At 42.2% G+C, this 9094-nt stretch carries 8 protein-coding genes, 2 tRNA genes and 1 rRNA gene; 2 read left to right on the forward strand and 9 right to left on the reverse strand.

Going from position 1 to position 9094, the window contains the following annotated elements; all coding sequences use genetic code 11:
• The 5 genes from ilvD to ilvL form a co-directional block, all read right to left on the reverse strand.
• Nucleotides 1-1851, reverse strand: coding sequence for a dihydroxy-acid dehydratase (ilvD, locus tag GKR71_RS12800; RefSeq protein WP_036948781.1), 1851 nt, complete (start codon nt 1849-1851; stop codon nt 1-3).
• Nucleotides 1852-1912: 61 nt separating this feature from the next.
• Nucleotides 1913-2842 (reverse strand): branched-chain amino acid transaminase, encoded by a 930-nt coding sequence (locus tag GKR71_RS12805; protein ID WP_006658220.1) that lies wholly within the window; start codon nt 2840-2842, stop codon nt 1913-1915.
• A 12-nt stretch (nt 2843-2854) separates the two neighbouring features.
• On the reverse strand, nt 2855-3124 hold the full coding sequence (gene ilvM / locus GKR71_RS12810; protein WP_036948778.1) for an acetolactate synthase 2 small subunit: 270 nt from the start codon (nt 3122-3124) through the stop codon (nt 2855-2857).
• On the reverse strand, nt 3121-4767 hold the full coding sequence (ilvG, locus tag GKR71_RS12815; protein WP_154609862.1) for an acetolactate synthase 2 catalytic subunit: 1647 nt from the start codon (nt 4765-4767) through the stop codon (nt 3121-3123). The genes ilvM and ilvG overlap by 4 nt, the downstream gene beginning before the upstream one ends.
• A gap of 130 nt (nt 4768-4897) precedes the next feature.
• Nucleotides 4898-4996 (reverse strand): ilv operon leader peptide, encoded by a 99-nt coding sequence (gene ilvL, locus GKR71_RS12820; RefSeq protein WP_108478773.1) that lies wholly within the window; start codon nt 4994-4996, stop codon nt 4898-4900.
• Nucleotides 4997-5477: 481 nt separating this feature from the next.
• On the opposite strand from ilvL, the gene GKR71_RS12825 reads away from it, so the two are divergent.
• Complete coding sequence (locus GKR71_RS12825; RefSeq protein ID WP_154634367.1) at nt 5478-7004, forward strand: YifB family Mg chelatase-like AAA ATPase; 1527 nt, start codon at nt 5478-5480, stop codon at nt 7002-7004.
• 97 nt (nt 7005-7101) lie between these two features.
• Here the strand turns inward: GKR71_RS12825 and GKR71_RS12830 are convergent, their stop codons facing one another.
• Entirely contained in the window at nt 7102-7440 is a 339-nt protein-coding gene (locus GKR71_RS12830; RefSeq protein WP_036948772.1) for a DUF413 domain-containing protein, read from the reverse strand.
• A gap of 111 nt (nt 7441-7551) precedes the next feature.
• On the opposite strand from GKR71_RS12830, the gene hdfR reads away from it, so the two are divergent.
• Entirely contained in the window at nt 7552-8382 is an 831-nt protein-coding gene (gene hdfR / locus GKR71_RS12835; protein ID WP_036948769.1) for an HTH-type transcriptional regulator HdfR, read from the forward strand.
• A 210-nt stretch (nt 8383-8592) separates the two neighbouring features.
• Here hdfR and GKR71_RS12840 read toward each other — a convergent pair.
• The 3 genes from GKR71_RS12840 to rrf form a co-directional block, all read right to left on the reverse strand.
• Nucleotides 8593-8668 (reverse strand) — tRNA-Trp (locus tag GKR71_RS12840).
• A gap of 8 nt (nt 8669-8676) precedes the next feature.
• Nucleotides 8677-8753, reverse strand: a tRNA-Asp gene (locus GKR71_RS12845).
• A 56-nt stretch (nt 8754-8809) separates the two neighbouring features.
• A 5S ribosomal RNA gene (rrf, locus tag GKR71_RS12850) occupies nt 8810-8925 on the reverse strand.
• Nucleotides 8926-9094: the final 169 nt, after the last annotated feature.

The following is a 9094-nucleotide window of genomic DNA, read 5'->3' on the forward strand; positions in this document are numbered from 1 at the left end:
TTAGCCTCCTAATTTAGACTTATCGCGTACAGCACCTTTATCCGCACTCGTCGCCAAAGAAGCATAAGCACGCAAAGCGAAAGAAACCTCACGCTGACGATTACGCGGAGTATAGGCTTTATCTCCGCGCGCTAATTCCGCTTCGCGACGTTTTGCTAACTCACTGTCGTTAACATCTAGGGACATGGTACGCTTTGGAATATTGATATCGATAATATCCCCATCTTGTACCAACGCCAGTAACCCGCCACTTGCTGCTTCAGGAGAGATATGCCCGATTGATAAACCTGAACTTCCTCCTGAGAAACGCCCATCAGTGATCAGTGCACAATCTTTACCTAATCCCATCGATTTCAGATAAGAAGTTGGGTACAACATTTCTTGCATACCTGGTCCGCCTTTAGGACCTTCATAACGGATAACAACAACATCGCCGGCAACAACTTTTCCACCTAAGATAGCCTCTACCGCATCATCTTGGCTTTCAAACACTTTTGCAGGTCCACGGAAAGTTAAGCTACCTTCATCAACCCCTGCCGTTTTCACGATACAGCCATCTTCGGCGATATTGCCAGCAAGTACCGCCAAACCACCATCCAAGCTATAAGCATGCTCAAGATTGCGGATACAACCATTTTCACGGTCAGTATCTAGCGATGGCCAACGGCAATTTTGAGAAAATGCTTGAGTGGTACGAATACCCGCAGGTCCCGCTGAAAACATAGATCTTACAGATTCATCCTTCGTCAACATAACATCGTACTGAGCTAATGTTTCTGGTAATGAAAGACCTAGAATATTCTTCACATCTTCCTGCAATAAACCTGCACGGCTCAGCTCCCCAAGAATACCAATCACACCACCAGCACGGTGTACATCTTCCATATGATATTTTTGTGTGCTTGGTGCAACTTTACATAAATGAGGGACTTGACGAGATAAGCGGTCAATATCATCCATGGTGAAATCTACTTCTGCTTCTTGTGCAGCTGCCAGTAAATGCAGAACAGTATTTGTAGAGCCTCCCATCGCAATATCTAATGTCATCGCATTTTCAAATGCAGCCTTTGTCGCGATATTACGCGGTAATGCGCTTTCATCATTCTGTTCGTAATAACGTTTAGTCAGCTCAACAATTCGCTTACCTGCATTGATAAATAACGTTTTACGATCAGCGTGAGTCGCAAGTAATGAACCATTTCCTGGCTGAGAAAGACCCAATGCTTCGGTTAAACAGTTCATTGAATTCGCAGTGAACATCCCTGAGCATGACCCACATGTTGGACATGCTGAACGTTCAATTTTTTCACTATCTTCATCACTGACATTTGGATTCGCGCCTTGGATCATCGCATCCACAAGGTCAAGTTTGATGATTTGATCTGAAAGCTTGGTTTTTCCTGCTTCCATTGGTCCACCGGAAACAAAAATCACGGGAATATTCAGGCGCAAGGATGCCATTAACATACCTGGGGTGATTTTGTCACAGTTGGAAATACATACCATGGCATCTGCGCAGTGCGCATTCACCATATATTCTACTGAGTCTGCTATCAGTTCACGGGAAGGTAAGGAATACAGCATACCACCATGTCCCATTGCAATCCCATCATCCACTGCAATAGTGTTAAACTCTTTCGCGACGCCGCCCGCTTGTTCGATTTGTTCTGCGACGAGCTTGCCTAAATCACGTAAGTGCACATGACCTGGAACAAACTGAGTAAATGAGTTTACAACGGCAATAATTGGCTTTCCAAAATCATCATCGGTCATACCTGTCGCGCGCCATAATGCTCGCGCTCCTGCCATATTACGGCCATGAGTGGTTGTTGCTGAACGGTACTTAGGCATATCTTAACTCCCGAGTTTTAAAACAGGCGGGGAACGACCGCCTGTAATTTTTAATATTTAATTATTGAGGGTTTACTGGATCTAACCAGCCCCATTTGTCTTCTGTTGTACCGTTAAATAAACCAAAGAATGCTTGCTGAATTTTCTTCGTCACAGGGCCACAACGACCGATACCAACTTGGATACCATCAACACTGCGAACTGGCGTGATTTCAGCTGCGGTTCCTGTCATAAAGACTTCATCCGCTAAGTACAGAGATTCACGAGACAACGTTTGTTCACGCACTTCAATTCCCATATCTTTTGCTAATGTCAAAATGGCATCACGGGTGATCCCTGGTAACGCTGATGACGTAAATGGCGGGGTATACAAAATGCCATCTTTCACTTCAAAGATATTCTCGCCTGCCCCCTCAGAAAGATAACCATGAACATCCAGAGCGATACCTTCTTGGTAGCCATGGCGGCGCGCTTCGCTACCAACCAGTAATGAAGACAGGTAGTTACCACCTGCTTTTGCACCAGTAGGGATAGTATTCGGTGCAACACGATTCCATGAAGAGACCATTGCATCAATTCCTTGGTCTAATGCCTCTTCACCTAAATATGCTCCCCATGGGAATGCCGCTAAAATAACATCAGTACTGTAGCCATCTGGTGGATTCACCCCCATGCCCACATCACCAATGAAAACTAATGGACGAATATAGGCGCTGACTAAGTTATTTTTACGTAGAGTTGCACGACAAGCTTCCATTAACTCATCAACGCTGTAGCTGACAGGCATACGGTAAATTTTCGCAGAATCATGTAAACGCTGCATGTGTTCACGATGACGGAAAACTACAGGTCCCTTGTGTGAATCATAGCAACGGACGCCTTCAAATACGGAAGTTCCGTAATGCAGAGCGTGAGACATTACATGAACTTTAGCATCTGCCCATGGCGTCATTTCACCGTTAAACCAAATAAAGTCAGCTTTCTTAGTCATTTTATCTATTCCTTACATTGCACTTTGTGTGCGTAATAGTCGCGATTCTTGTTGTTTTATTTCAACTTCAGTGATGTCAGCCAACTTCGTTAACTGTGCACATAACTGTGCCAACGGTCTCTGGCTGCTGACAGTTAGTTCGATACTTACATTATCACTATCTGATAATTGATCCACATTCATAGAACTAATCCGAAATCCACGATGGCGAGTTACTCGCAAAATACGCTCTAAAACCTCGGGGCGGAAACGGGCTAATATCGAGAGTTGATGTTGCATCATAACGGTTTCTCCATCATTTTTTCGTTACTAGCCCCTGGTGGAACCAATGGCCAGACATTTTCTAATTCATTAATTGATACCTGTAATAAAAACGCGCCCTCACTTGTCAGTAGCTCATCGAGTGCTGCGTCCACTTCTGATTTACATGTAATACGGCGACCTTGAATGCCAAAAGCGCTAGCTAATGCAACAAAATCTGGATTGTCAGTCAAAATGGTTTCACTGTAGCGTTGCTCAAAAAACAGCTCTTGCCATTGACGAACCATTCCTAATCGTTGGTTATCTAACAATAAAATCTTAACGGGTAATTGCTTACGTTTGATAGTTCCCAGCTCTTGCACGTTCATCATGAAAGATCCATCGCCAGATACACAAACAACGGTATCTTCAGGGCGAGCAACTTGAGCTCCCACCGCTGCGGGGATCCCAAAACCCATCGTTCCTAACCCGCTTGACGTTAAAAAATTCTCTGGTCCATCAACAACAATATGCTGAGCAGACCACATTTGGTGCTGACCAACATCTGTTGTAACAACAGTATTGGGTTTCATTTTGTCTGACAGCTGTTTCAGCAATAATGGGGCGTAGATTGGTTCGCCGGGGTGGTCATAGCGCCAGCCAAACTCGTGCTTGAGTTGTTGAACCTCTTCCTGCCAACTTGTGATATTTTTTGTCACCATCAATTGAGGCAATAGCGCTTTCGCATCCCCCAATAGTGCTACATGGGTTTGACGTAATTTATCCAACTCAACGTGATCAATGTCGATATGAATAACTTTCGCATTAGGAGCAAAAGTGTTTAATTTACCTGTAACTCTATCGTCAAAACGCGCACCAACCGCGATGAGTAAATCACAACGTTGCACTGAAATATTGGCAGCTTTTGTACCGTGCATCCCCAACATGCCTAGATAGTTTTTATCTGCTGGATGTACTGCACCTAAACCTTTCAAGGTGACAACTGACGGAATCTTTGTGTGTTCTATAAAAGCTCTTAATTCAGTTACAGCCCCTGACATTCCGACTCCACCACCAATGTATAACATCGGTTTTTCTGACTGTTCCAACAGCGTTCTTGCTTGTTGGATTGCATCCTCAGAAGTCGAATCTTGTTGCTCTACAGGCATTAAATAGGGCGATAAATCTGCACATTGCAGCTGAATATCTTTCGGAATATCAATCAGTACTGGTCCGGGACGCCCACTATTTGCGATTGCGAAAGCTTCAGCAAGAATACGAGGTAAGTCCTCTATGGATTCCACCAAAAAACTATGTTTTGTACAGGCCAAAGATAATCCTAAAACATCAATTTCCTGAAAGGCATCTGTACCAATAAACTCTGAAGCTACCTGCCCGGTGATAGCAACAACAGGGACGGAGTCAAGCAATGCATCAGCCAATCCTGTAATCACGTTTGTTGCTCCAGGACCTGAAGTCGCAATACAAACACCTGTTTTTCCTGTCGAACGAGCATAGCCGATGGCAGCGATAACTGCGCCTTGCTCATGGCGACACAGCAAATGCTCCACACCACCATCGTACAACGCGTCATAAACAGGCATGATAGCGCCACCTGGATATCCAAAAACAGTATCAACGCCTTGTGTCCTTAATGTTTGAACTAACCACTGTGCTCCGTTCATGTTTATCACCTATCTGCCTTTTTATTTACTTGTATTTATTATGTTTTTATTATCTTTGTTGGTTTGCATAAATTTTATGTCAAAAAAAACCCCGCGCCTTTCGGTGCGGGGTTCTCGTAAGATTTAGCTATTATTTCAGCTTTCGTCGTCCAAGTGCAGCCCCGCACGGTGGGATAATAATCACCACCACGCTAATAATTAGGCTAATCACTTGGATGAATTTGTTCATGTGTTTAATCTTTTCAACTTTAATCGTTATCTTTATTAAAGAACTATCATTTTAAAATTACTTTGACAACTCTTATTTATTTTTTTAATGATTAAGTTTTTTATTTCATTTAAATTCAATGAATTACAATTAAATCAGACTAAACAACTATTAATAAAGCAAAAAACTAGCGATTAGCAATAATATTTGCCCATGATTTAGCTCAATTCTCTATCTCTGATTTAGCGAAATGTACGCCATCAAGCCTATCCAAAAAATTAACCTCACTTAACCAATTTGCTGTTGAAACTATTGTTATTCAAAAAACAAAATGAATGTAACTAGCTAAGTTAAAGGCTTCAAAGCGCATCGAGAAAAAATGAAACACCCATGCAATTAAACAATTTAATTATCGAGTCGCTTCGCAAATATGAAAATCACAATAGAAAAACACGTCTGATTCACAACAGAATATTATGCTAGTCAATCAAAGAGGTGATTTATGGCGTTAGCTATTGTTTACACGCGAGCATCTATTGGATTAGACGCTCCTCTTGTGACCGTTGAAGCTCATATTAGTAATGGACTACCGGGGTTAACTCTAGTTGGATTACCAGAAACTGCAGTTAAAGAAGCGCGAGATAGGGTACGGAGTGCTATGGTCAATAGTGGCTTTGAATATCCAGTAAAAAAGATGACGGTAAACTTAGCGCCAGCAGATTTGCCTAAAGAAAGTGGTCGTTATGATTTAGCTATTGCGATTGCAATACTGGCGGCATCTGGACAAATTCCTGATCAGTTATTGGAGCACCATGAGTTTCTTGGTGAATTAGCGCTCTCTGGAGATATACGTTATGTCAACGGCGGGATCCCTGCCGCTCAAGCAGCAATAAACCAAAACAGACAATTAATTCTATCGAAAGATAATCAATATCAACTCAGTTTATTAGCAGATAGTAGCGTCTGTTTTGCCGCATCTTTACTGGAACTTTGTCATTACTTGCATCAAAAAAGTACACTATCGAGGAATCAACAAGTTATTCAACATGCTTATCCCTCTGACCATGAAAATGATATTCGCGATATCATAGGTCAAGAGCAAGGAAAGCGAGCATTAGAAATCAGCGCAGCAGGTGGACACAATTTATTACTGCCAGGTCCTCCTGGTACAGGTAAAACTATGTTAGCTCACAGGTTGATAACTTTACTCCCGCCCTTAACGCCTCAAGAAGCACTGGAAGTCACAGCATTACATAGCCTTAGCCAAACCATGGAAACCATAAATAAGTGGCCTACACGACCATTTAGATGCCCTCACCACAATACATCAATGACCGCTTTGATTGGTGGTGGCTCCTTACCTAAGCCAGGAGAGATATCCCTCGCCCATCACGGCATATTGTTTCTAGATGAATTACCTGAATTCACACGCTCCGTATTAGACTCTTTACGAGAACCGCTAGAATCTCATCAAATTGTCATTTCAAGAGCTAAAGCTAAGGTGTGTTTCCCTGCTAACTTCCAATTAATCGCAGCCCTTAACCCTAGCCCCACTGGGCATTACCAAGGAGAAATGAGTCGTACCTCTCCAGCGAAAGTACTACGATACTTATCACGCATTTCAGGGCCATTCTTAGACAGGTTTGATCTCTCTATTGAGATCCCTCTACTCCCTCTAGGTACTTTAAGTCAACAAACGCACCAAGGCGAAGCTAGCAAACAAATTCGCTTACGAGTTATTGAAGCAAGAAACCAACAAATCAATCGAGCGGGTAAAATTAATAGTCAGCTAACAGCAAGTGAAACAACAAAAACCTGCCTACTGGCTGCTGAAGATGCACTATTCTTAGAGAATGCACTTATTAAACTAGGGCTATCTATCCGCGCTTGGCACAGGATTCTTAGAGTTTCGCGAACAATTGCAGATCTTAGCTATTCACCGAATATACAACGTGAACATTTACTAGAGGCGCTAGGGTATCGGGCAATGGATAAGTTATTGCTTCATTTGCAAAAACAAGTAAGCTGAAGGAATTAAGACAAAAGTTAATGCTTAGACATAAACAACAAAAGGGACCTAAGTCCCTATTTGTTTTAATGCTTATACTGTTTTAATACTAATGAAATTAATCATCCGTATCAGTATAGTCTTCTGATGGATCTATCTGTGGCTTACCACCCGATAGTGTGTGGAAGCGCTTTGGACGGTTAATTCTGCTAGAATATTTCACCCATACTTTTTCTTCAAGGGTTGTAGGTTCGCGCTCTCCACGGCAAACAGCGACGAATAATTTTTCTTCTTCTGTTTGCGCTGCGCGTTTTCCTGTATCAAGCTCATTGAAAGCTTGACCATGACGTTCTAGCAACTGAGCTTCTTTGATGGTGAAATCACCATGACGAGAAAAGCCACGTGGGTAATGTTTATTATCAAAAAAACGATTAGTCGTGATGAAGCTATCTGCCATCTGACACACTCCTAACTGATTACGGTCAACTCTATATGGCGCGGAGTATTAGACAGCATTGACAATCTGTAAAACAAAACATTTGAATCATCACGACAAAAATTATTGGAGATGCGTGTGGACAGCGAGTTATTAAGAACTTTTTTAGAAGTTAGTAGAACCAGACACTTCGGCAGAGCCGCAGAATCTCTCTACTTAACGCAGTCTGCCGTTAGCTTTCGTATCAGACAGTTAGAAACTCAATTAGGTACAAGTCTATTCACACGACACCGAAATAATATTCGTTTAACTGCTGCTGGAGAACGTTTAGTTCCTTATGCTGAATCTCTAATGAATACATGGCTTCAAGCCAAAAAAGAGATATCACACGCATCCCAGCATACCGAGCTATCTATCGGCGCTACTTCATCATTATGGGAAAGTTATCTCACTGGCTGGTTGGAAGTTTTATATAACCAACATGATGAGCTACGATTAGAAGCTCGCGTATCTACACGCCAATCACTCGTCAAACAGTTACACTCTAGAGAATTAGACTTACTGATAGCGATCGAGCCACCAAAAATGGATGAATTTGAAAGTACCATCATTGGTTCTATTCAACTTCAATTAATGGCATCCCAAAAGAATATAGCCCTTACTCAGTATAATTTTATCAAGCTAGAATGGGGGGCTGATTTTCATCCCAAGAATGAACCAACGCTACTTCAAGATGATTCCCCTGTAATGATTACGACGTCCGCAGAAATTACGCGTCAATTGTTGCCTGTATCGCTTTCAGCGGCATTTTTACCAACACATTGGCTCCAACATTATCCAACGTTAAAAACACTCTCAAATAACGTTATTACTAAGCCTTTATATGCAATTTGGCTGAAAAAAAATGATCAGCAAGTTCTAATTAATCAACTTATTAAAACACCAATACCAAACACCCAATAGACATTAGAGAATTCAAAACAGGGCGCGAACTGTCGCCCTTTTTTATTGCTATGTTTTATCACTTAGATGGAATATTTAAAGGTAGATAGGTAGGATAAGTGCTAGGAAATTTTATAGTTAGGAAGAAATGAAGGGGTACAAAAAGAAAAACCCGATTAATATAATCGGGTTATCAATAGATACTTCTTTTATTATTACTTAATTGGTAACTGGCAGGGGCGGAGAGACTCGAACTCCCAACACCCGGTTTTGGAGACCGGTGCTCTACCAATTGAACTACGCCCCTAAATTAAGTGGCGGAACGGACGGGACTCGAACCCGCGACCCCCTGCGTGACAGGCAGGTATTCTAACCAACTGAACTACCGCTCCACTTATTCTTTTTGCCTTTCGGCAACTTATTGCTTCGCAATAAGCTTTAATTTAATGTCTGGCAGTTCCCTACTCTCACATGGGGAGACCCCACACTACCATCGGCGCTACGGCGTTTCACTACTGAGTTCGGCATGGGGTCAGGTGGGACCACCGCGCTATTGCCGCCAGACAAATTCTGTTTATTCCCGTCTAAGTTTTCTCTTAAACCAGAATATCAATCCTGAACAAGCTGTGTGCCTACCTTTCGGCTTCTCACTTTCTTTGAAAATCAACTCAATCTCTCATCTCGAAAACACCTTCGGTGTTGTCAGGTTAAGCCTCACGGTTCATTAGTATTG

Source organism: Providencia sp. wls1922 (assembly GCF_009706505.1).
In the GTDB taxonomy this organism is placed as follows: Bacteria; Pseudomonadota; Gammaproteobacteria; order Enterobacterales; family Enterobacteriaceae; genus Providencia; species Providencia lanzhouensis.

What these genes read in the sequence shown, in the direction of transcription:
- ilvM (WP_036948778.1), bottom strand. Translation starts at nt 3,124, where the DNA reads ATGATGCAACATCAACTCTCGATATTAGCCCGTTTCCGCCCCGAGGTT.
- GKR71_RS12825 (WP_154634367.1), top strand. Translation starts at nt 5,478, where the DNA reads ATGGCGTTAGCTATTGTTTACACGCGAGCATCTATTGGATTAGACGCT.
- ilvL (WP_108478773.1), bottom strand. Translation starts at nt 4,996, where the DNA reads ATGAACAAATTCATCCAAGTGATTAGCCTAATTATTAGCGTGGTGGTG.
- ilvD (WP_036948781.1), bottom strand. Translation starts at nt 1,851, where the DNA reads ATGCCTAAGTACCGTTCAGCAACAACCACTCATGGCCGTAATATGGCA.
- GKR71_RS12830 (WP_036948772.1), bottom strand. Translation starts at nt 7,440, where the DNA reads ATGGCAGATAGCTTCATCACGACTAATCGTTTTTTTGATAATAAACAT.
- ilvG (WP_154609862.1), bottom strand. Translation starts at nt 4,767, where the DNA reads ATGAACGGAGCACAGTGGTTAGTTCAAACATTAAGGACACAAGGCGTT.
- GKR71_RS12805 (WP_006658220.1), bottom strand. Translation starts at nt 2,842, where the DNA reads ATGACTAAGAAAGCTGACTTTATTTGGTTTAACGGTGAAATGACGCCA.
- hdfR (WP_036948769.1), top strand. Translation starts at nt 7,552, where the DNA reads ATGCGTGTGGACAGCGAGTTATTAAGAACTTTTTTAGAAGTTAGTAGA.